This window comes from Photobacterium sp. ABD4_091, assembly GCF_056160145.1.
In genome coordinates this window covers 1,406,150-1,426,264 of sequence record NZ_JBSWWQ010000002.1, presented here as the reverse complement: position 1 = coordinate 1,426,264, position 20,115 = coordinate 1,406,150, and the positions used below count along the sequence as shown (strand labels likewise).

The following is a 20,115-nucleotide window of genomic DNA, read 5'->3' as shown; positions in this document are numbered from 1 at the left end:
AACTAGGCCTTTTAAAACACAACGCCGGCTTGGAAAATGATATTGGCGTATGGGGTGCATTCACCGGTACGGATCACCGCTTTACTGTTTTGGGTGTGTACTTTGAATGCTTCATGGGGTACATACGCGATGTTAAATGTTTTTCCGCACATCGCTTCTTCTTCACGGATAAGGGCAATCAGCGCATCGTGGTGCTCTGGGCTGACTTGCTTGAATTCTTCTGCCATCACCACGCCTTCAATCTGCATCTCGCCCAACAACGCTTTTACTGTCTGGATGAAAGTTGGCACGCCAGGGATAAGCGCTAGGTCAATACGTTGGGTTTCATCTGGGATTGGCAGACCGGCGTCACACACAGTGACTTCATCGGTATGGCCTAGAGTGGCAACCAGATAGGACAGTTCAGAGTTGATGAGTGCGCTCTTTTTCATGCTTGCACCTTAATTATTGATGGTGGTGATGCTTCTAACGTCGTTTGCCAACCTTGGCAGTGTCATCCATGTCTTAATCGAACATCGAAACGATTACGCAATCGTTTCGATGGCGATAAATGTAAAAGCAAACGTTTCGATGCGCACTAATTATGGTTGAAAAATGTGATTGAGCTCAGAAGAAATATGCTTTTAGTGAATGTTTTTTGTGCGTCATCAAGAAATGCAGGCATGAGATATGTGATTTTTATGTAAGGTTTTGCAAAGGGCGCCAGATTGCTTTGAAATTACATGCACTAAGAGCGTATTATTACCATGCTGTATACCTGGTGGCCTTGAGCTGCTTGGTGTGACTCTTTAATCACCTAAATGGACTGATCGTGATGATAACCGTTCTTCAGCTTCAACCTGTTCTGCTCAGTATTGCCCCTGTATCAGTGGCGGTGATGCTGTATGCGATGAACAGAAAGAAACTGTGGTTGCTGCGGGTGTCTCTGATTGGGATGGTGATATCGGTGATCTTGCTGTTTGCTTTTCAGTATCTGGATTATCGCTATTTGGAAAACTGCCTCCAGCAAGGGGAGGTCTATAAGCCTTTTCAGAGCCAATGTTTCAAATTTAATTAGTTGAATTGACAACTAGCTTAGCGTTGCCAAGATCACTTGCGCGCTGGGGAAGACGGCATAGGCGTTATCCCCTGCTTTGAGCGTTGAAACGTCTGTACTTCCCTTATCAATCAGGGCGCAAATCTCATCATCTTGATTGAGTCTTAGCGTCACCTCGATCGAGTTTTCATCTGTATCAATTGCTTTGACTTTACCTTTTAACCAGTTTTGCCCTGTTGAAGTATCATATTTGCCAGTCTTCGAGACGGTTTCAGTCTCCTGAATAGGGCATGGAGCAGAAGCGGGGAGTTTGATATCAATCGCAGGCCCTTTGATTAGCGCAACCACATCTTTGCCATCATACAGATTCAGCCTAACAGTACTGCCGTGGGTAATGGTAGCCGTCAGGTTAATGCCGCTTTGTAATTCCACCGTGATCAAATCATGCAGGGCATGATTCTCGATTTGCTTAATGGTTCCGAATAGCTGATTTCTGGCACTGGTTTGTAGCGATAATTTACTCATGACTCCCAGCAAACTGTGCAGCGGTACACTGTCATCATTCAGTGCCTCCAACCCCATCGATTGGATTTGCTCCAGCAGCCCATACATCTGTACCAAGCGTTGGCCATGGTTCGTCAGCGAAGCACCACCGCCGCCTTTCCCGCCTTTTTCAGACTCGATGAGAGGAAACTCTGACTGCTTATTCATTTCCTTGACGGCATCGTATGCCGCTTTATAACTGAGCCCGGCTTGCTTGGCACCTTGGCTGATCGAGCCCGTATCGGCGATTGCTTTTAACAGAGCGATACGGCGGGGATTGGCAAACATTTTTCCTTGTTGTGACAGAGTCAGAATTGCATCGAAGTCCATGTGGAGGTTCCTGATCAGCCTTATTGCTAAGAACGTGAGCTAGCATGAGTATCTAAGTACTTAATTAACGTAGAGTATACCCGATTTTCTTACAGGTTTGGCGATCGCCTTCATCGCCAATTTTCCTGTGCATTCGATAGGATTGTGATTACTATGAAAAACCAACAAACCCTGCTGTTTATCTTAAATGATGCTCCCTACGGCTCAGAGCGTTCTTTCAACGGCCTGCGCCTAGCCATTAATCTGGGTGAGCAAAGTGAAGCCGAGACAGATATTAAGATCTTTTTGATGTCTGATGCTGTTAGCTGTGCGTTACCAGCCCAAACACCGGGTGAAGGGTACAACGTCCAGCAAATGCTTGAGATACTGCTGGCTCAGGGGGCTGAAGTGAAATTATGCAAAACGTGTTGTAACGCACGAGGTCTTTCGTCATTGCCGCTTATCGAAGGGGCGGAGATTGGCACCTTGGATGATTTGTCCTTATGGACATTGCAGGCAGATAAGGTCATAACTTTCTAAAAAATGAGGGCTGATTTTAATCAGCCCTAACGATTTACTATGCTAGAACCTTTGGTAGACAGGCTTGGCATATCTCGCGTTGATGCTCACTTCGTATGGCTGCTGGCACGGGGAGTGAGCTGGAATCCAATATTGATACTGCTGGTAGCACCATTTAGAGATTCACTATCTTTGATCTTTCCCACTAGCAGTTCTGATGCTTTGGTTGCCATATCGTGATAATTCACGTGAATGGCTGTAATTCCCGGGTAGCTTTGCTGGCAGAAATCGGCACCATCCAAACAGGTGATAGCCATGGATGTCGGTACTTTGATCACCCTGCGTTGGCACTCGAACAATGCACCCATGGCGATGTTCTCGTGGGTGCAAATCAGGGCATCGAGTTCTTGCTCCCTTAACAGAAGCTTCGCCAAGCCTTCCGCTCCCAATTCGATACTGGCTTGCTGATGGGATGTCAGGAAATGATCCGGTGCTAAATAACCTTCGATCATCGCAGCCTGCCAGCCCCTTAATTGTTTGTTAAGGATTGCTTGGTCACCATGGCCGCCGATAAAGCCAATATTTTTGAAGCCTCGCTCAATCAGTTGTTGGGTCAGGACTTTTGCGGCCTGATAATGATCGACGCCCACATTGAGATCGATCGCCAGTGGCGTGATTTCATTGACCTCCAAAACAGGGATATTACAGCTCTCAAGCAGCTTGCGGCCTTTGGCTGATCTTTCGCTACCAAACAGCACGATAGCGGCTGGACTACTGGCCAGAATATTAGTCAGAATTTTCTCTTCTTGATCCAGCACCCCACCCGTGTAGCTGATCTGCAGCTGGAAATTACGTTTGGCCAATTGGGCTTGGAAGGGGTCGATAAATTGGCAGCAGGCACTTTCTGTCATGGAAGGGATCAGCATGGCAATAGTGTCACTCTGACCAGAGGCCAGCGCACCGGCAGCTTTATTGGGAATATACCCAAGCTCATCGACCGCTTGTTGGATCTTTTCGCGCAGTTTATCTGAAACTTGTTCTGGGGTACGCAATGCCCGAGATACCGTCATCGAACCCACACCTGCGAGTTTGGCGACATCTGCAAGTGTTGCACGTCCCGTACTTCGACGTTTTCGAGGCTCAGCCATCGAATCTCCCTACATCTTAAAATAGCATTGCTAACTTTCTAGTATTAGCAATGATATTTTTATCTAAAAATCAGTCGGTTAAATATACCGCTTGAATGTGTTTACTGTGAAATACGCATTTTAACCTTGTTAATACCAAGGTTCCAACTGGTTTCCTCGGTCTGTGATATGAAAAATGGTAGCGCTATCACAAAATTTGGTAGCGCTATCAGATAGCGCTACCAAATGTGATTTTGATCTCTTTATTTGTACCGAACGATCGTTAAAGTGACCCCATCGACACAACTTACCCTAGTAAAAAACGAGAAGAGCGATGCTGAAAGAACTGCTTACCCCAGACGTAATTAGCCTTCATGATTCGGCTGAAAACTGGCAACAGGCGATTGAGCTATCTTGCCAACCGCTGATTGACAATGGCGCTATCAAGCCAAGTTACGTTGAGGCCATTTTTAAATCTCACGAGGAAATGGGGCCTTATTACGTTATCGGTCCTTGCATCGCCATGCCGCATGCCCGCCCTGAGAATGGCGTTAACCGCCTAGCGCTTGGCCTGACGGTGATCCGCAATGGGGTTAACTTCGATGCCGATGAAAATGACCCGGTAAAAATGCTAGTGACGTTAGCGGCAACCGATAGCAACAGCCATGTTGATGCGATTGCCCAGCTCGCAGAGCTTTTTATGAATGAAGAACATGTGGCGCAGATTTGTGCCGCGCAAGATGTGGATGCTATTCGCCGCATCATTGAAACCTATTAATTCAAATGGCTTCGGCCAACTAAATTACAGCGAACTATTCGCAAACTAATAACGCTTAGAAGTAGAAAGGTAGAATATTATGAAAATTATGGTTGTATGTGGTCACGGTCTTGGTACTAGCCTAATGATGGAAATGAGCCTGAAGGGCATCGTTAAAGAGCTAGACGTTGCAGCAGCGGTCGATCACTGCGATTTGGGTTCGGCGAAAGGTACGGCATGTGACATTTTCATCGGTACCAACGACATCACTGAACAGCTAGTTGCCCAGGGCGTTGACGGCAAGATTGTCTCGCTAGATAACATGGTCGACAAAAACGCGATGAAAGAGCGTTTGTCAGCAGCCCTAAAAGAACTTGGCGCTCTGTAAGAGGTAGCGATGGAATTCTTCAGTTTTCTAATGAATGACGTGCTGGCCGAGCCAGCCGTCCTTGTCGGTCTGATAGCGCTTATCGGTCTGATTGCCCAGAAAAAGCCGGTGACAGAATGTATCAAGGGTACCGTCAAAACCATTATGGGTTTTGTCATCCTCGGTGCTGGTGCAGGCCTGGTGGTTACCTCGCTGGGTGACTTCTCGGCTATCTTCACCGAAGCCTTTGGTATTACCGGTGTCGTACCAAACAACGAAGCGATTGTTTCGATTGCCCAGGAAGCCTTCGGTAAAGAAATGGCAATGATCATGTTCTTTGCCATGTTGGTTAACATCCTGATTGCCCGCTTTACCCCATGGAAATTCATCTTCCTGACTGGCCACCATACCTTGTTCATGTCGATGATGGTTGCCGCTATCTTGTCGTCTAGCGGCATGACAGGTGTTCCTCTGATTGCAGCAGGTTCATTGGTTGTTGGCTTTGTTATGGTGTTGTTCCCGGCAATTGCCCACAAATATATGAAGCAGGTGACGGGCTCTGATGATGTGGCAATCGGTCACTTCTCTACCATGTCATACGTGCTGGCGGGTTTCATCGGTAGCAAGTTTGGTAACAAAGAGCACTCTACCGAAGATATGGATGTGCCAAAGAGCTTGCTGTTCTTGCGTGATACGCCAGTGGCGATTTCATTCACCATGAGTATCATCTTCTTGATTACCTGTTTGTTCGCTGGTGGTGATTTTGTCCGCGAAGTGAGCGGCGGTAAGCACTGGTTCATGTTCTCAATGATGCAGTCAATCACTTTCGCTGCCGGTGTCTACGTTATCCTGCAAGGTGTACGTATGGTTATCGCTGAAATCGTACCTGCATTTAAAGGGATTTCTGACAAGTTGGTACCAAACGCCAAACCTGCGCTGGATTGCCCGGTAGTCTTCCCATACGCACCGAATGCGGTATTGGTCGGCTTCCTATCAAGCTTCACGGCAGGCCTGTTTGGTATGTTCCTGCTATACATCATGGGATTGACGGTTATCATCCCGGGTGTAGTACCACACTTCTTTGTTGGTGCAGCTGCCGGTGTATTCGGTAACGCAACCGGTGGCCGCCGAGGCGCAATGCTAGGTGCATTTGCCCAAGGCCTATTGATCACCTTCCTACCAGTATTCCTATTGCCAGTACTGGGTGACCTTGGCTTTGCCAACACCACCTTCAGTGATGCTGACTTCGGTATCGTAGGTATCTTGCTAGGTCTGATTGTTCGTTAATCTCGCCAATTAGAGCTGCTTACTGTAAGAACTAAAAGCCCGCAACCGTATTGGTCGCGGGCTTTTTCCTATTTTAGAACGGAACAGCGAGTCCTTTTGGGTGTAACATTAATCCGGTTTGGCATTCAGGCCGGACAGTTGTTTTTCGATAGCACCAATACAGGTGGTAACGTTAATGGGTGGTTGTTTAGGGTAGGGGTGAAGCGCATATACCGGGTTTTGTTCAAGCTGGTGGTCGGGAAATAAAGCTATCAGATATGGTTTTTGATGAAAGATGTAATCAGGGATAATGCCAATGCCAGCCCCGGATTCAATTAAGCTCAGGCAGGTGTGGAAAGAGTCTGCACGGCAGGTGATATTCGCTTGGTAACTATGCTTTTCTCCGGCCATTTTGATATGGGTAAAATGGTGGAGGATAGAAGCAGGCTGCCATTGGTTGGCCAGATACCCTGCGTCCTCACTCTCATTGTCGATGACACTTTGTGTTCCACAAAGCACATCCCTAAATTCCCCGATCCTTCTTTGTATTAGTACGTTTTCAGAGGAGGCGCCAACCCGGATGGCAAGATCAATGTGTCTCTCCATCAAGTTCAGAGGTTGGTCGCTGCTTATCAGTTCAGGCCGTAACTTTGGATAACACTTCATCAGCGCACCGATGGCTGGGGCGACAAGGGTCGACATCAGGGCGTCTGACGACGTTATTACGATTTTACCCTGTGGCTCTTGTTGGCTTTCCAATGCCTGTTGCCAGGCAAAGTCTGCCAGGTCATTGAGCTTCTTGCATTCAGCATAGAAGGCCTGTCCTGCTTGGGTCAGGGTTTGGCGACGGGTGGTACGCTTGAGAAGGCTGATACCAAGCTCTGTCTCTAGCAATTTGAGGTGTTGGCTAACCACTGATTTCGACAGTCCCAAGTGCTCGGCGGCCGTGGTAATCGAACCCGATTCGACGATGTGGGCAAACAATGACATCTGGCGTAGTCGGTTCATTTTCTCTTCGCTCTTCAATCAACCGTTAGGTATCTATATTGTCCGTAAAAACAGAACAGTCATTTCTAATACGTCTGTTTTTCTATGTTAATTGAGTGCCTACACTTAGGGCAACTTGATAAGCAATCAGAATAAGGATTCAAGATGGACACTTTAGCGCGTTGTAAAGCAGGTATCGCGGCATGGCAGCAGGCATTTAACCAGCAAGATGCCGCAGGGTGTGCAGCGCAATACACCGAAGAGTGCGTTATGGAAGCCAAACCGTTTGGTGTTTTCGAAGGGCGCGAAGCGATTCAGGCGTTCTGGCAGAACATCATTGACCAAGGCTTTGCTGATGTTCAGTACAGCGACGTGCGTTGGGAAGCTGAAGGGGATGACGGTTATATCCTGTCTTCTTCATGGACTATGAACAAGGCATTTGGTGTGGTACACCGTGAGCACTGGGTTGTTCAGCCTGATGGTCATGCCCGTTTGGTCAGTGACTATTTTGAAGTGCAGGGTGAGCGTTAACAGGCTCGATAAACCCGGAATGAGATAATTGCCCGGCATAAGAAAAGGGAATAGGTTTTAAGCCTATTCCCTTTTTTGTTTATCGGTTAACACGCTGTGAGCGCAAAGCTAGTGCGAAACGACCGGCTCACAGACCTTAATCGTTGTTTCACCCTGTTTCGCCACACTGTCGAGGTTGGTATCCAGCGGCTGGTCGGTGAAGAGGTAAGTGGCCTCTTTGATATGACCAAGCTCAATGGAGCCTTTTGGAATAAACTTCGACGAGTCCAGCGCGATGATGACATGGCGAGCCGATTTCATGACAGTTTGGGTGATCACCGTTTCGTTTAAATCGTATTCCAGCAAGGTCCCGTCAACATCCATTGATGCAGCACTGGTGATCAGGTAATCGAATCGGAAGTGCGAGATGAAATCCAACGCTTCGGTACCTACGATACCGCCGTTAAACGCTTTGATCTTGCCGCTAGGGATCAGTACATCAATGCTTTTATTGTTATGCAATACGTTGGCAACACGTAAGCTGTTGGTAATCACCTGGAGATTTTTCTTGTCCGCAAGGTGGCTGGCAATCACTTCGGCGGTGGTACCGATAGTAATGAACACCGTTGAGCCATCTGGGATCATCTCAGCAATGGCCCTGCCGATAGCATGTTTTTGCTCAGTGGCTGATACCTTACGGACTTCGTAATCAAGGTTGGTTTTACTGGCCGGAGAGCTTGCCCCACCATGGTGACGGATCACTAAGCGCTCTTCGCTGAGCTTTTTGATATCCCTGCGAATAGTCTGCGTAGATACGTCAAGCTTTTCAGCAAGCTCTTCTACGGTGTAATAGCCCTTGTCTATTACAAGTTTTATCAGTTTGTCTTGTCTTGGATTCGTCACGTTAAACCCTTTACCGCTTATATTTACCGCTATTTATTATGTAGTTGGCTATCCACTTCCGATCTTGTTGGGATGCCTTCACGACCACCGCGCTTGGTACATTTGATTGCGGCAACCGTGTTAGAGAAAATCACCGATTCACGAGCTGGCATCGCTTCAGCAACAGCTACAGCCAATGCGCCGTGAAAGACATCTCCAGCGCCGGTGGTATCGACAACGTCGACTTTGACACCCGGCTGGTGGCAGAGTTCTTCGTTTTCGAACCAGTAACAGCCTTTTGAGCCGACTGTCACATAAACTTTGCCTTTTGTCTGTTTCTGAGCGATTTTGAGCCCTTCTATTGGATCACTGCTTCCGGTGAACTTTTCAAGGCCCGGTTCAGAGAATGCCACATGGTCAGCCAGTTTGACCAGATCATCGATCGCATCCGGCGTGATATCTGCGTCCAATACTGAAGGTATGCTGTGCTTTTTGGCTTGCTCGAGGGCGTATTTTGCCCCTTCCACCCACCTTACATCTGTGAGTACTGTCTTATAGATAGAAAAATCAATTAATTCAAGTGGTTTTGTATCACGTTTTAAAGACGTATCTTGATAGTTGATGATCATTCGCTCGCCTGCGTCATCGACAAGCACAGCAGAGAACGCCGATGAGGCATCAGCAATCTTGACTACTTTATCGACATTTACATTGTAGCCAGCTAGCTCGGTCAGCATGGTATCAGCAATGGCATCCTGGCCAACACGGCCAATAAAATCAACATCATGGCCTAGCTTGGCAACCGCAACAGCGGCCGTTGCCGCCGGCCCTCCACCTACTTCAAAATAATCTTTGGCGACAAATTTACCGCCTTGGGTTGGCAGGCTGTCTACTCGCTGGATCCTATCAAGTACCGTAATTCCTAAACACGCAATAGTCATAGTTATTCTCTTATCTAAATCCGTTGTCTGACGTTATTGGCAATGCACTCACTAAGTGCATCCTTATATCTACAGTATATCCATTATTGACAAAATGATTGAGATTGTAATCACAAAACAACTTAAAGCGACAGAAATCAACAAAATGTGACATTTGTTGTGGTTGTTTTGTTTCTTAATGTTTATATTGATTGCAAATCAACTGCGAGAGTAAGGATAAATACATGTCATCAATTGGTTTTATCGGATTAGGACAAATGGGCAGCCCAATGGCGCTGAATCTTATCAAGGGCGGGCACTCACTGCGTGTTTTCGATATCAATACATCAGCTGTTGAGGCACTTGTTGAACAGGGCGCGACGGCGGCAAGCTCTCCGGCCGATGCGGCATTGGATGCCGAGTTTGTTGTTACCATGCTGCCAAATGGCACTCTGGTAAAAAACGTTCTGTTCGGTGAGTCAGGCATTGTTGAGTCGCTAGATAAGAATGCACTGCTAATCGATATGTCGACTATCCACCCGTTTGAAACCGATGCGCTGATTAAGCAGATGAGCGATAAAGGTTTTTCAATGATGGAAGCGCCTGTAGGTCGTACATCAGACCATGCGGTAAAAGGTGAATTGCTGATCCTTGCCGGTGGTACCAAAGCACAAATCGAACGTGCCCAGCCACTGTTTGACTGTATGGGCTCAGAGACTGTTGATGCTGGTGGTGCGGGTAAAGGTATCCGAGTCAAGATCATCAATAACTACATGAGTATTGCGTTGAATGCACTTTCTGCAGAAGCCGCAACGTTGTCAGAAGCGATTGGCCTTGAATTTGAAACTGCGCTTGAAGTAATGAGCGGCACACCTGCAGGCAAAGGCCACTTTACAACCACATGGCCTGGCAAAGTCCTTGCCGGCGACTTGTCACCAGCCTTTATGGTTGATCTTGCGCACAAAGACTTGGGTATTGCCTTGGATCTCGCCAATCAGGTGAATGTGCCAATGCCATGCGGCGCAGCATCGCGTGAATTGTATAGCATTACTCGTGCTGCTGGTCGTGGTCGTCAGGACTGGACATCAGTGTTTGAGCAGCTACGCGTGACATCTGGCCTGGAAGCTAAAATCAAATAAAAAAACCAAGGACAATAACGTGAAACTAACCAGTGAAAACTGGGGTGAAGTTGAAGGTCAATCGCAACCCGTCAAGTTGTTCACCCTCGAAAATAGCCAGGGCATGAAAGTCCAAGTCACCAATTATGGCTGTATTGTTACGTCGATAACAACGCCTGATCGTGACGGTCAACTTGCTGATGTGGTGCTGGGCTATGAGAGCCTTGATCGATATTTGGAAGGGCATCCATTTTTCGGTGCTGTTGCCGGTCGTTATGCAAATCGGATCAAGGATGGTCGCTATGAGTTGGACGGTGAGGTATTCCAGCTGGAAACCAATGAGCTACCGACGTCACAGCACATCCATGGTGGCAGCAAAGGGTTTGATAAGTATGTTTGGGATGTTGCCGTCGAACAGCAAAAAGAAGCGATTTACCTTCATTTCAACCGGGTTTCACCGGATGGAGAGTCTGGTTATGGCGGCACTTTACATGTGACACATTCCATAGGCTTGGATGAGCACAACCAGCTGCACTTCAACTTCAAAGCAACCACGGACAAGCCGACGGTCGTTAATCTGGTCAACCATAGCTACTACAACCTAGGTGGCCATGACTCAGGTTTGGTCGATGGCCATGAGTTGACGCTCTATGCTGATTTCTATACGCCAGTGAACGAGAACACGATCCCAACAGGCGAGATCCTTGCCGTTAAAGGAACGGGGCTCGATTTTACTCTGCCGGTGGAAATTCGTGATAACAAAGAGAAAGTGCCAGGTGGCGCATTTGACCACAACTTTGTCATCAACCAAAAGCGCAAGCTCGGTGAATATGCCTATGCTGCTGAGCTTTATGAGCCACTCACCGGGCGTGTGATGACGGTGCTGACGACCCAGCCGGCAGTCCAGTTCTATAACGGGGCCAAGTTGTCGAACAAACCTTGGTTTGGCCGCAATGGCTACAAGTATGAGTCGTTCGACGGGATGTGCCTTGAAACCCAGCATTTCCCGGACAGCCCGAACCAGCCGCATTTTCCTAATGTGCGCCTAAACCCCGGTGAAGTCTTTGAAGAGAAAACCATCCACCGCTTCTCCGTGAAGTAGAGCTTCTCCGGGCAGTATTACAGCTGCCAGTAACAAAGTAGGGGCGGAAAGTCGCCCCTAATCAGGAATTAAATATGGATATGACCGTTGTTTTGGTCTCCCTGATCATTGCATTAGGAGGCTTTACGCAAGGCTTGACCGGGTTTGGCTTGGCCCTTGTATCTGTGCCGCTGCTTTCTATGGTGGTGGACGCAAAAATGGCAGTGCCTATTGCCGGTATTTTTGGATGGCTCGTGACCTTTCCCATTGTTTGGAAAATGCGCCACTCCATTCAATACAAAGCGGGCCTGATCCTTGTTGCGGGTTCACTGCCTGCTTCTATTGTCGGCGCCAAGCTGTTGGCAAGCCTACCGTCACAATACATTCTCATCACCATGGGGATAGTACTGATTGTATCGAGTATCCACTCGATGCGAAGTACCAAACCTGCTTTTTCAAAGACGTCGGTGCCAGTGACTGTCGGGACCGGGTTTGCCTCAGGTGTGTTGGGCGCCAGTGTCGGCGAAGCTGGACCGCCGGTGATTGCTTACACATCCATGCAGCCATGGACTGCAGACCAAGCTAAATCAACGCTGGTGTTCTTTTTCATGCTGCAGATGATTGGTGCCATTGTCAGTTTTTGGAATGAAGGACTTTTTACCCCAGATGTAAACAGTCTGGTTGTCTCGGCAATGCCTGCATTTTTAGTGGGGATGACCGGGGGCATGGTGGGATACCACTTCCTGCAGAAATATAAGATCAACTACCACCATATTGTACACGGCCTACTTTTGGTTATCGGTTGTGTGCTAGTGCTCAAGAATGTCAGTTTTTGATTGTTTTTGTTGAAAAGTGATAGATAAATAACAGAATTGAATGCTACTGCCTGTTAATTTCAGTAGCAAAAGAAAATAACGAGGAAACACTTCATGAAATGGATTAATACCCGATCTCATAACGCTTGGCTAGATACAGAAACCGATCGAATCTTTGAATTCGGCAGAAAATCGGTCGTACCAAACGGTTTTGGCTGGGTGGGCAACAACGGCAACATCCGTGAAGAAATGGGTACTCGCCTGTGGATCACCGCGCGTATGCTGCACTGTTACTCGCTGGCAGCGTTGATGGGCCGTCCAGGTGCTTACGATCTGGTTGAGCATGGTATCGCGGCATTAGAAGGTCCTCTGAAAGATAAGGCTCATGGTGGTTGGTACGCGACTATCGACAATGAAGGGGAAGGTATCGTTGATGCGTCCAAGCAGGGTTATCAGCATTGCTTTGTCTTACTCGGTGCAGCCAGTGCCGTGACTACAGGCCACCCGAGGGCTCAGGCACTGTTGGATGAAGCTATTAACGTGTATGAAAACCACTTCTGGTGTGAAGAAAAACAGATGTGTTTCGAGTCTTGGGATGAAACTTTCTCCGAGACGGAAGATTACCGTGGTGGTAATGCGGCGATGCACTCTGTTGAAGCATTCCTGATTGTTTACGATGTAACGAAAGACAAGAAGTGGCTGGATCGTGCACTGCACATCACCGAGTTCATGATCAACAAGACAGCAAAATCTCTGAACTACCGTGTCAATGAACACTTTGACGCAGACTGGAACCCGCTTCCAGACTACAACAAAGAAACCCCAGCCAGTCACTTCCGTGCATACGGCGGTACACCTGGCCACTGGATCGAGTGGGGCCGTTTGATCTGTCACCTACGTGCGACATTGATTGAAATCGGTGCTGACTGCCCTGATTGGCTACTGGAAGATGCTATCGGCCTGTTTGATGCCACTGTGCGTGATGCATGGTCGGTCGATGGTGCGCCGGGCTTTGTGTACTCTGTAGATTGGGACGGCAAGCCGGTTGTTCGTGAACGTATCCGCTGGGCACCAGTGGAAGCAATTGGTACTGCTTATGCGCTGTACACTGTCACAGGGGACGAGAAGTACCAAGAATACTACCGTACATGGTGGGATTACTGCCGCACTTATCTGATTGATTACGAAGGTTGTTCTTGGTGGCAAGAGCTGGATACCAACAACCAGGCTGGCACCAGCAAAGTATGGGATGGTAAGCAAGATATCTACCATCTCATGCACTGTCTTGTGATCCCTCGTCTACCTCTAACACCTGGTCTGGCGCCAGCCCTGGCTGCTGGCTTGCTGGATAAGAACATGGGCTAATGTTTTAAAACGACCACCCTGTGACTTGTCGTTTTATGCGTAAAGGTGATGGCTTTCGGGCTGTCACCTTTTTTTGTCTCAGCGCTTGGCCCTGGCCACTTCCCCCCCTTGAATGAAATAAGATGTGCTCTAGTACTCATTTCTGTCTATTTGTGTCTATTTTTGTACCTTCTTGTTGGAAAATGATACATAACTAACAGAAATGAACCTTCTTGACTGTTACTTTATTTACAACAACGAACAAACAAGTGAACAAAGAGGAACACTCAACATGGCTTACATGTCTGGTAAAACAATGATTCAGGAAGCGTGGAACAACGGATATGCGATTGGCGCTTTCACTGCACACAACCTAGAAACAATCAAAGCAGTTCTGCTGGCTGCTGAAGAAGAGCAATCTCCAATCATGATCCAGATTGGCCAGAAAGCCATTAATGAGATGGGCATGGAGCCACTGAAAAACGCTGTTGACTCACTGATGAAGCATCACAACATCTCAGTGCCAGTTTGTATCCACCTAGACCACAGCCGCCAGTTTAAGCAGGCAATGGAAGCAGCGCGCTGTAACTTTAACTCTCTAATGTTTGATGGCTCTGCGCTGCCATTCGAAGATAACGTACGTATCACTAAAGCCGTGGTTGAAGTGGCAAATGCACTTGGCCTTGGCTCTGAAGGTGAAATCGGCAAAATCGGCGGTACTGAAGATGACATCACCGTTGATGAGAAAGATGCCATGATCACAACGGTTGAAGAGGCGCTGGACTTCTCTGAGCGCACTGGCGTTGATTACCTGGCGGTGTCTATTGGTACTGCCCATGGTGTCTATAAAACAACACCTGAGCTGAAGTTTGAGCGTCTGTCTGAAATTAAAGAAGCCGTGAAGAAGCCAATCGTTCTGCACGGTGGTTCGGGTGTGCCTGATGACCAGGTTATCGAAGCTGTTAAGCGTGGTGTCGCCAAGATCAACGTAGATACCGAGCTGCGCCAAGGCTTCATTGACGGGGTTCAGGCTCACTGGCGTGCAAACGAGAAAGACTACATTCTTGCTGATGTCATGAATAGCGGCATCGCTGCAATGAAAGAAGTGGTGCAACACAAGATTCGTTTGTTTGGCTCAAATGGTAAAGCTTAAATCTTATAAAGTGTCCGTTTTTGGCATATAAGGTACATAAAAATGACATGTTTTGTCCGTATGTGAAAATCATCACGGATTACTGCCACTAATTAAGTTATCAATATAGCGAATTTATCGGGCAGCATGTCATTTACCAAACACATAAATGGACTGGAACAAAAGGGATACACAATGCTTTCACTGAAACCAACGAACGTTACTCGAACGCTTGCTCGTGCCACACAACAGCATGACCTGAAGCGCTTTTTTCAAGCGAACGTTCAAGCTAACAGTGAAATGGATAAAACGAACCCAAAAGGTCTCCAGTACTGCTCTGTGATTCAACAAGGTGAGCGCCTTGGTGTTATAGCACTATCGCTGACTTAACCCTACTTTAATCGGGCACCTCTATGGGTACCCACTATAACTATGCCCTCATTCACATTGGATGGTGATTCTATGCTGCGTACTATTGAGAAAGCATTGAATATCGTGACAACACCCTTATCACGACTGTTGCGTCATGTTGCCGGAATACTGCTTTTATTAATGACAGCCATTGTTGTTGCCCAGGTTTTATTTCGCTACGTATTTAATATCCCATTAAGCTGGACGGATGAATCTTCCCGATTCTTAATGATCTATATGACTTATCTGTGTTTACCGTTTGTATATTTAGCCGATAAAAATATAGCGATGACTTTCCTTACTGAAATATTAGAAAAAAAAGCACCGCGCGTTTATTCCTTCTTATTATTGCTAGGCCATATCTCTGCTATGTTGGTGTTCTCTGTCTGGATCACCTTCGGCTGGAACTTCTTCCAAACCGGATCAGTGATGGCAGACAGCCTGCCAATCCCAATGTATTACGTGTATATCATGCCTCCAGTGATGATGGCCGTTACCATGCTGTATGCCTTACAAAAAAGCATTGCATCTATCCGCGGTATGCTTGGCGATTTTGAAGATATTTCCAAAACAAGCCAAACAGCAGAAATGCTTGAATCAAACAAGCCCGTAGAAGATTCGGATGATACCGAACAACTTGAATTAAAACCGGCGGCGTAAGGGGCAAAACATGGTTTCTCCAATCTTCCTATTATATTTCTTAGTCTTACTTATTATTGGTGTACCGGTATTATTTACCCTTGGCCTGTCACCTATTATTACCCTGTTCCAAAATGAGCAGATGTTATTTGCCAATATGCTATACCAGCGCCTCTATTCTGGTTTGGATAGCTTCCTTCTTCTCGCACTACCATTTTTTATGTTGGCCGGCGAATGTATGACGGCAGGGGGGATTACCCCACGTATCATCGCTTTTGCCCAAACCATGGTACAGCACCTGCGCGGTGGCCTGGGACATGTGGTTATCCTGGCGGCAACTATCTTTGGTGCCCTGACAGGTTCAGCGGTTGCAGCGACATCCGCTATCGGTGGCATGCTGATCCCTGAAATGAAGAAGTACAAGTATGATGCTGGCTATTCGGCAGCGTTGACGGCGGCAGCAACGGTACTGGGTAACATTATTCCACCGTCAGGCATCATGCTCATCTATGCCTTTGTGATGAACACATCAGTGGCGGCGATGTTCTTGGCAGGCGTCACACCGGGCATCATCTTCTGTATCGGTTTGATGATTATGAACCGCTACCAGATCCGTAAGTACCCAGCGGTTCAACCAATGGAGCGAGCGCCAGCGATGGAGCGCCGCCAGGCATTTAAACTGGCCATTCTGCCTCTGATGACACCCGTGATTATCTTAGGTGGTATCTACGGCGGTATCTTTACCCCAACAGAAGCTGCTGCAGTCGCCGTTGCTTACGCCATTGTTGTTTCGCTTTACATCATCCGTGCCACCAATGTGAAAGCGACCTACGCCTTGTTTGCCAAGGTGGCAGTAAACGCCGCATCAATCTTGATTATCGTGGCTGCTGCGAGTGGTTTTGCCTCATTGATTAGCCTGTCTGGCGTGTCCAGCATGGTGGCTGACTTCATGAACGGCATTACCAACAACCCTTACCTGTTGTTCGCGATTATCAATGTGCTGTTGTTCATCATCGGTATGTTCCTTGATGCTGGCCCTGCCATCCTGATTTTCGCTCCTATCTTTGCCCCAATCATGATCAGTGCTGGTATCGACCCAGTCCACTTCGGTGTCGTGATGTGTGCAAACCTGTCGATTGGCTTGGCGACACCGCCAATGGGGCTGGTACTGTTCGTGGCATCGGGCGTATCCAAAGTCTCGGTGGCAGAAATCTCGAAGAAGATTATCCCTTTCCTACTGGTTGAAGTGGTGCTGATTTTCTTGATTTCCTGCTTCCCACAACTTGTGATCGGCTTACCGCAACTGTTCGGCATTATGTAGCAGAATTAAAAAACTGGCGTGCTTAGGCACAACCTCTAAATTTCCTATAACGGTATAATTATTATGAAAAAAACACTTTTGACATTAGCGACCTCTGCAGCACTTATGGTATCTGGCACCACACTGGCAGCAACTGAATTCAATGTGGTTCACCTGACGTCACCTGATAGTTACAACCACCAATCGCTGTTGGTATTCAAAAACCATCTGGAAACCCGTTCTAACGGTGAGCTGAAGGTTAAGATTTACGGTTCAGGCCAACTTTGTGGCTCGGGTAAAGAATGTATTGCCGGGGTTCAGGCCGGTATGTTCGATTACTTCCCGACAACGGTCTCTGAAATTGCTTACTACTGGAAGCCAGCTGAATCCTTTGATTTGCCATACCTACTGCCAAACGACCGTGTAGCAGAATGTGTTTACGGCAACGATCAGTTTATTGCAGATGTCCGTGGCAATGTTTTGAAGAAGGCACCGAATGTTCGCCTAATGATGGTGGCAAACTCTGGCGGTTGGCGTAACTTCGCGACCACCAAAAAAGCGGTCAAAACACCGGAAGATGTCAATGGCATGAAGATCCGTACGGTACCGGCCAAAGTTCAGCAGGATCTTGTTAAAGAGCTTGATGGTTCACCGACTCCTATTGCCTGGCCTGAAGTATACACAGCACTCTCTACTGGCGTGGTTGAAGGCACCAAGAATGGCATCGTTGATATTATCCAGAGCCGTTTCCACGAGAGTCTGGACTACCTAACACTGGATGGCCATGCGTACATGGGCGGTGCATGGTTGATGTCTGACATGAAATTCAAGTCGCTGTCACCAGAGCTGAAAAAAGTAGTATTGGATGGTATTGACGCTCAACAGCAGTATCTGATGTCTTATCCGAAGCATAACGAATATGCGTCGTACGAAGCGTTCAAGAAAGCCAACGGCAAAATCTACAACCCGTCTGCGACAGAAAAAGAAGCATTCAAGAAAGCGACTCAGCCAGTGGTTGATAGCTGGGCAAGCAATGCCAATGCCGAAGGCAAAAAGTGGCTAGAGCGCTTCCAGAATGAGATTAAAACCTGTGAAGCGAAAATTGATGCGTCTTACCAGCTATCAATGTAATTCAATAGCTTAAGAATTATTTTTAGTGCCAGCTGATTTCGGCTGGCCTTTTTTGATGGGAGAGAAATAGGGTCATGATTAATGACAAGGGCAACCTAACCGCCAAAGCGCAGAAGATCCTGCATGGCCTTGGTGGGCTGGATAACTTAGTAGCAGGGCAAATTGATAACTGTGCTACCCGCCTACGCATTCAAGTAGTGGATATTGATGCGGTGGATGAAAATATACTGCGTCGCCAGGGAGCGCTGGGGTTTATCAAGTTGCCAGACAACCAAGTTCAGGTTGTGTTCTTTGATGTCCATGCTATTACGCAAGCACTAAGGGATGTCATTGCTGCAGAAGTGGCCTAGGCTGCTGGCATAATACACGACAATAGTAAATGAAAAGCGAGGGAGTACCCTCGCTTTTTTCATTTTGTTAGAGATGAAAATTACGCAGTTTGCGCATCTTTAGTTTCTGTCTCTTCGCAAACATCGGTTTCGATAAGTTTGTTTAGGCGCGGTGCCAAGTAGACACAAACCAAACCAACAACGGTCGAAGCGATAGCCAAGGCGTAGAAGTAATTGCCGTAAGAGACCAAGCTTTCAACTGGTGTCATTTCCGCTTCGCCTGTTGAGGACAAGCCTGCCACCCAAGCTCCGGCAACTGATGCTAGTGCAAGTGTCATGTTCCATGCGCCATAGATGAAACCCCGGATACGGCTTGGGAATAGCTTGGCGATGGCAGATAGACCAAGTGCTGAAATCAACAATTCACCGATGGCAAACAGGAAGTGCGGTGCTGCAATCCAGAATGGGTTGAGCATGCCGTTTTCGTCGCCGAAGTATTGTGAGAAACCAGCTAAACCAAAAGCAGCGGCGCACACCAGCATCCCCAGCGCGAACTTACCGGGCATGGATAAGTCTTTGCCTTTTTCGCCCAGCGTGGTGTAGATATGGGCCAGTACAGGACTGAGGAAGATAATCCACAATGGGTTGAAGGACTGGTACGACACTGGGTTGATGGCAATCCCGAATATCTCTGCTTCAACATTGTTGATAGCGAAGAAGTTCAGCGACGTTGGCATTTGGTTATACAGTACGAAGAAGGCCAAAGCCTGTCCCATCAGTACCAAACCGACAATCATGCGCTTGCGGCTGATTGGGGCTTCTTTCTTCATCTCTTTGGTGATCAGGAATAGGATCACCAGAGCGGCCATTGCCAATACAAACTGGGCCAGTGGCAAGTTGGTGAGCAGGTAGCTTGCCAATGCAACGGCAATCAGTGCACCAGACAAGAACAGGCTGTTGGTCTTGAACGGAATCGCATGCTTGTCGGCTTCGGTCGCCTTGTTGATCTTCTTGTTCAGCATCAGGTAGGTAATGACGTTCACTGCCATACCGACGCCCGACAAGATAAAGGCTGACGTCCAACCAATGCTGTAGGCCATGATGGGTGCACCTAACTGAGCGACAAAAGCACCGATGTTGTTGACCATGTAGAACAAGGTGTAGGCACCGTCCAAACGTGGATCATTTTTATCATAGGCAGAGGCGATGATGGTGGGTGGAGCCACACTACCGATACCACGACCGACCGCTACCGTACCCAAACCAACAAACACGAAATGCGGTTGGGCCGTGATCGCCGAGTAGGCAATGATGAAGTAACCAAGTCCTTGGAAAAAGAAGCCCCAAACAAGGGTACGTTTTGCACCAAGAATCTTATCGGCCAGCCAACCACCAATAAATAACATCGCGGCACCAAGGGCAGCAAAGGCACCGAAAGTGGCGAACGAGGTTTTTTGGTCGATACCGAGCTCGTCACCGAGGAAGACCGGTAGGATCGCCCAAAGGCTGTAGAAAGAGAGTGCCCACCAGAATTGGCATGAACAGAGAATATAAAAGGTGATCGGATGTTTCTTTTTCATGTGTAGAGTCCC

The 20,115-nt window shown here is 47.6% G+C and carries 22 protein-coding genes; 15 read left to right on the top strand and 7 right to left on the bottom strand.

The window, feature by feature from the left end; genetic code table 11:
- Positions 1-11: 11 nt before the first annotated feature.
- Positions 12-431 (bottom strand): D-ribose pyranase, encoded by a 420-nt coding sequence (gene rbsD / locus ACXAGQ_RS20895; RefSeq protein WP_475256452.1) that lies wholly within the window; start codon positions 429-431, stop codon positions 12-14.
- Between the two features lie 383 nt (positions 432-814).
- Here rbsD and ACXAGQ_RS20890 point away from each other — a divergent pair, with 383 nt between their 5' ends.
- Positions 815-1,057, top strand: a complete 243-nt coding sequence (locus tag ACXAGQ_RS20890) for a hypothetical protein (RefSeq protein WP_475256451.1) — start codon at positions 815-817, stop codon at positions 1,055-1,057.
- A gap of 12 nt (positions 1,058-1,069) precedes the next feature.
- Here the strand turns inward: ACXAGQ_RS20890 and ACXAGQ_RS20885 are convergent, their stop codons facing one another.
- The gene (locus ACXAGQ_RS20885) at positions 1,070-1,909 is read right to left on the bottom strand and encodes a TOBE domain-containing protein (RefSeq protein ID WP_475256450.1); all 840 of its coding nucleotides are present in this window, start codon (positions 1,907-1,909) and stop codon (positions 1,070-1,072) included.
- Positions 1,910-2,062: 153 nt separating this feature from the next.
- On the opposite strand from ACXAGQ_RS20885, the gene ACXAGQ_RS20880 reads away from it, so the two are divergent.
- Complete coding sequence (locus tag ACXAGQ_RS20880; protein ID WP_222549756.1) at positions 2,063-2,428, top strand: DsrE/DsrF/TusD sulfur relay family protein; 366 nt, start codon at positions 2,063-2,065, stop codon at positions 2,426-2,428.
- Positions 2,429-2,514: 86 nt separating this feature from the next.
- Here the strand turns inward: ACXAGQ_RS20880 and ACXAGQ_RS20875 are convergent, their stop codons facing one another.
- On the bottom strand, positions 2,515-3,555 hold the full coding sequence (locus tag ACXAGQ_RS20875) for a LacI family DNA-binding transcriptional regulator (RefSeq protein WP_475256449.1): 1,041 nt from the start codon (positions 3,553-3,555) through the stop codon (positions 2,515-2,517).
- A gap of 313 nt (positions 3,556-3,868) precedes the next feature.
- Between ACXAGQ_RS20875 and ACXAGQ_RS20870 the strand changes: the two genes are divergently transcribed.
- The 3 genes from ACXAGQ_RS20870 (at position 3,869) to ACXAGQ_RS20860 (ending at position 5,945) form a co-directional block, all read left to right on the top strand.
- Entirely contained in the window at positions 3,869-4,312 is a 444-nt protein-coding gene (locus tag ACXAGQ_RS20870; RefSeq protein WP_475256447.1) for a PTS sugar transporter subunit IIA, read from the top strand.
- Positions 4,313-4,391: 79 nt separating this feature from the next.
- Positions 4,392-4,679: a PTS sugar transporter subunit IIB gene (locus ACXAGQ_RS20865; RefSeq protein WP_475244849.1), complete on the top strand. Its 288-nt coding sequence runs from the start codon at positions 4,392-4,394 to the stop codon at positions 4,677-4,679.
- A gap of 9 nt (positions 4,680-4,688) precedes the next feature.
- On the top strand, positions 4,689-5,945 hold the full coding sequence (locus tag ACXAGQ_RS20860; RefSeq protein WP_475244850.1) for a PTS ascorbate transporter subunit IIC: 1,257 nt from the start codon (positions 4,689-4,691) through the stop codon (positions 5,943-5,945).
- Between the two features lie 108 nt (positions 5,946-6,053).
- On the opposite strand, the gene ACXAGQ_RS20855 is transcribed toward ACXAGQ_RS20860, so the two are convergent.
- Positions 6,054-6,932, bottom strand: a complete 879-nt coding sequence (locus tag ACXAGQ_RS20855) for a LysR family transcriptional regulator (RefSeq protein ID WP_475244851.1) — start codon at positions 6,930-6,932, stop codon at positions 6,054-6,056.
- A gap of 144 nt (positions 6,933-7,076) precedes the next feature.
- Here ACXAGQ_RS20855 and ACXAGQ_RS20850 point away from each other — a divergent pair, with 144 nt between their 5' ends.
- Complete coding sequence (locus ACXAGQ_RS20850) at positions 7,077-7,442, top strand: YybH family protein (protein WP_475244852.1); 366 nt, start codon at positions 7,077-7,079, stop codon at positions 7,440-7,442.
- A gap of 108 nt (positions 7,443-7,550) precedes the next feature.
- Here the strand turns inward: ACXAGQ_RS20850 and ACXAGQ_RS20845 are convergent, their stop codons facing one another.
- Together ACXAGQ_RS20845 and ACXAGQ_RS20840 are read right to left on the bottom strand one after the other, a co-directional pair.
- Complete coding sequence (locus ACXAGQ_RS20845) at positions 7,551-8,324, bottom strand: DeoR/GlpR family DNA-binding transcription regulator (RefSeq protein WP_475244853.1); 774 nt, start codon at positions 8,322-8,324, stop codon at positions 7,551-7,553.
- A gap of 29 nt (positions 8,325-8,353) precedes the next feature.
- On the bottom strand, positions 8,354-9,244 hold the full coding sequence (locus tag ACXAGQ_RS20840; RefSeq protein WP_475244854.1) for a PfkB family carbohydrate kinase: 891 nt from the start codon (positions 9,242-9,244) through the stop codon (positions 8,354-8,356).
- 224 nt (positions 9,245-9,468) lie between these two features.
- On the opposite strand from ACXAGQ_RS20840, the gene yihU reads away from it, so the two are divergent.
- From yihU to ACXAGQ_RS20795, 9 genes are all read left to right on the top strand, one after another.
- The gene (gene yihU / locus ACXAGQ_RS20835) at positions 9,469-10,362 is read left to right on the top strand and encodes a sulfolactaldehyde 3-reductase (protein WP_475244855.1); all 894 of its coding nucleotides are present in this window, start codon (positions 9,469-9,471) and stop codon (positions 10,360-10,362) included.
- Positions 10,363-10,381: 19 nt separating this feature from the next.
- Complete coding sequence (locus tag ACXAGQ_RS20830; RefSeq protein WP_475244856.1) at positions 10,382-11,443, top strand: aldose epimerase family protein; 1,062 nt, start codon at positions 10,382-10,384, stop codon at positions 11,441-11,443.
- A 74-nt stretch (positions 11,444-11,517) separates the two neighbouring features.
- Entirely contained in the window at positions 11,518-12,258 is a 741-nt protein-coding gene (locus ACXAGQ_RS20825) for a sulfite exporter TauE/SafE family protein (RefSeq protein ID WP_475244857.1), read from the top strand.
- 93 nt (positions 12,259-12,351) lie between these two features.
- Complete coding sequence (locus ACXAGQ_RS20820; RefSeq protein WP_475244858.1) at positions 12,352-13,602, top strand: AGE family epimerase/isomerase; 1,251 nt, start codon at positions 12,352-12,354, stop codon at positions 13,600-13,602.
- A 271-nt stretch (positions 13,603-13,873) separates the two neighbouring features.
- Positions 13,874-14,734, top strand: coding sequence for a class II fructose-bisphosphate aldolase (locus tag ACXAGQ_RS20815; protein WP_475256445.1), 861 nt, complete (start codon positions 13,874-13,876; stop codon positions 14,732-14,734).
- A gap of 441 nt (positions 14,735-15,175) precedes the next feature.
- Positions 15,176-15,784, top strand: a complete 609-nt coding sequence (locus tag ACXAGQ_RS20810) for a TRAP transporter small permease (RefSeq protein WP_475256443.1) — start codon at positions 15,176-15,178, stop codon at positions 15,782-15,784.
- 10 nt (positions 15,785-15,794) lie between these two features.
- Positions 15,795-17,084, top strand: a complete 1,290-nt coding sequence (locus ACXAGQ_RS20805) for a TRAP transporter large permease (RefSeq protein WP_475256442.1) — start codon at positions 15,795-15,797, stop codon at positions 17,082-17,084.
- A gap of 63 nt (positions 17,085-17,147) precedes the next feature.
- The gene (locus tag ACXAGQ_RS20800) at positions 17,148-18,194 is read left to right on the top strand and encodes a TRAP transporter substrate-binding protein (protein WP_107296098.1); all 1,047 of its coding nucleotides are present in this window, start codon (positions 17,148-17,150) and stop codon (positions 18,192-18,194) included.
- Positions 18,195-18,268: 74 nt separating this feature from the next.
- Positions 18,269-18,544, top strand: a complete 276-nt coding sequence (locus tag ACXAGQ_RS20795) for a PTS sugar transporter subunit IIB (protein WP_475256440.1) — start codon at positions 18,269-18,271, stop codon at positions 18,542-18,544.
- Between the two features lie 80 nt (positions 18,545-18,624).
- Here the strand turns inward: ACXAGQ_RS20795 and ACXAGQ_RS20790 are convergent, their stop codons facing one another.
- A complete protein-coding gene (locus ACXAGQ_RS20790) occupies positions 18,625-20,103 on the bottom strand; it encodes an oligopeptide:H+ symporter (RefSeq protein ID WP_475256438.1) in 1,479 nt (492 codons plus the stop codon).
- Between the last annotated feature and the right edge of the window lie 12 nt (positions 20,104-20,115).

What these genes read in the sequence shown, in the direction of transcription:
- ACXAGQ_RS20885 (WP_475256450.1), bottom strand. Translation starts at nt 1,909, where the DNA reads ATGGACTTCGATGCAATTCTGACTCTGTCACAACAAGGAAAAATGTTT.
- ACXAGQ_RS20820 (WP_475244858.1), top strand. Translation starts at nt 12,352, where the DNA reads ATGAAATGGATTAATACCCGATCTCATAACGCTTGGCTAGATACAGAA.
- ACXAGQ_RS20815 (WP_475256445.1), top strand. Translation starts at nt 13,874, where the DNA reads ATGGCTTACATGTCTGGTAAAACAATGATTCAGGAAGCGTGGAACAAC.
- yihU (WP_475244855.1), top strand. Translation starts at nt 9,469, where the DNA reads ATGTCATCAATTGGTTTTATCGGATTAGGACAAATGGGCAGCCCAATG.
- ACXAGQ_RS20805 (WP_475256442.1), top strand. Translation starts at nt 15,795, where the DNA reads ATGGTTTCTCCAATCTTCCTATTATATTTCTTAGTCTTACTTATTATT.
- ACXAGQ_RS20795 (WP_475256440.1), top strand. Translation starts at nt 18,269, where the DNA reads ATGATTAATGACAAGGGCAACCTAACCGCCAAAGCGCAGAAGATCCTG.
- ACXAGQ_RS20840 (WP_475244854.1), bottom strand. Translation starts at nt 9,244, where the DNA reads ATGACTATTGCGTGTTTAGGAATTACGGTACTTGATAGGATCCAGCGA.
- ACXAGQ_RS20870 (WP_475256447.1), top strand. Translation starts at nt 3,869, where the DNA reads ATGCTGAAAGAACTGCTTACCCCAGACGTAATTAGCCTTCATGATTCG.
- ACXAGQ_RS20865 (WP_475244849.1), top strand. Translation starts at nt 4,392, where the DNA reads ATGAAAATTATGGTTGTATGTGGTCACGGTCTTGGTACTAGCCTAATG.
- ACXAGQ_RS20790 (WP_475256438.1), bottom strand. Translation starts at nt 20,103, where the DNA reads ATGAAAAAGAAACATCCGATCACCTTTTATATTCTCTGTTCATGCCAA.
- rbsD (WP_475256452.1), bottom strand. Translation starts at nt 431, where the DNA reads ATGAAAAAGAGCGCACTCATCAACTCTGAACTGTCCTATCTGGTTGCC.
- ACXAGQ_RS20800 (WP_107296098.1), top strand. Translation starts at nt 17,148, where the DNA reads ATGAAAAAAACACTTTTGACATTAGCGACCTCTGCAGCACTTATGGTA.
- ACXAGQ_RS20855 (WP_475244851.1), bottom strand. Translation starts at nt 6,932, where the DNA reads ATGAACCGACTACGCCAGATGTCATTGTTTGCCCACATCGTCGAATCG.
- ACXAGQ_RS20890 (WP_475256451.1), top strand. Translation starts at nt 815, where the DNA reads ATGATAACCGTTCTTCAGCTTCAACCTGTTCTGCTCAGTATTGCCCCT.
- ACXAGQ_RS20810 (WP_475256443.1), top strand. Translation starts at nt 15,176, where the DNA reads ATGCTGCGTACTATTGAGAAAGCATTGAATATCGTGACAACACCCTTA.
- ACXAGQ_RS20850 (WP_475244852.1), top strand. Translation starts at nt 7,077, where the DNA reads ATGGACACTTTAGCGCGTTGTAAAGCAGGTATCGCGGCATGGCAGCAG.
- ACXAGQ_RS20860 (WP_475244850.1), top strand. Translation starts at nt 4,689, where the DNA reads ATGGAATTCTTCAGTTTTCTAATGAATGACGTGCTGGCCGAGCCAGCC.
- ACXAGQ_RS20825 (WP_475244857.1), top strand. Translation starts at nt 11,518, where the DNA reads ATGGATATGACCGTTGTTTTGGTCTCCCTGATCATTGCATTAGGAGGC.
- ACXAGQ_RS20875 (WP_475256449.1), bottom strand. Translation starts at nt 3,555, where the DNA reads ATGGCTGAGCCTCGAAAACGTCGAAGTACGGGACGTGCAACACTTGCA.
- ACXAGQ_RS20880 (WP_222549756.1), top strand. Translation starts at nt 2,063, where the DNA reads ATGAAAAACCAACAAACCCTGCTGTTTATCTTAAATGATGCTCCCTAC.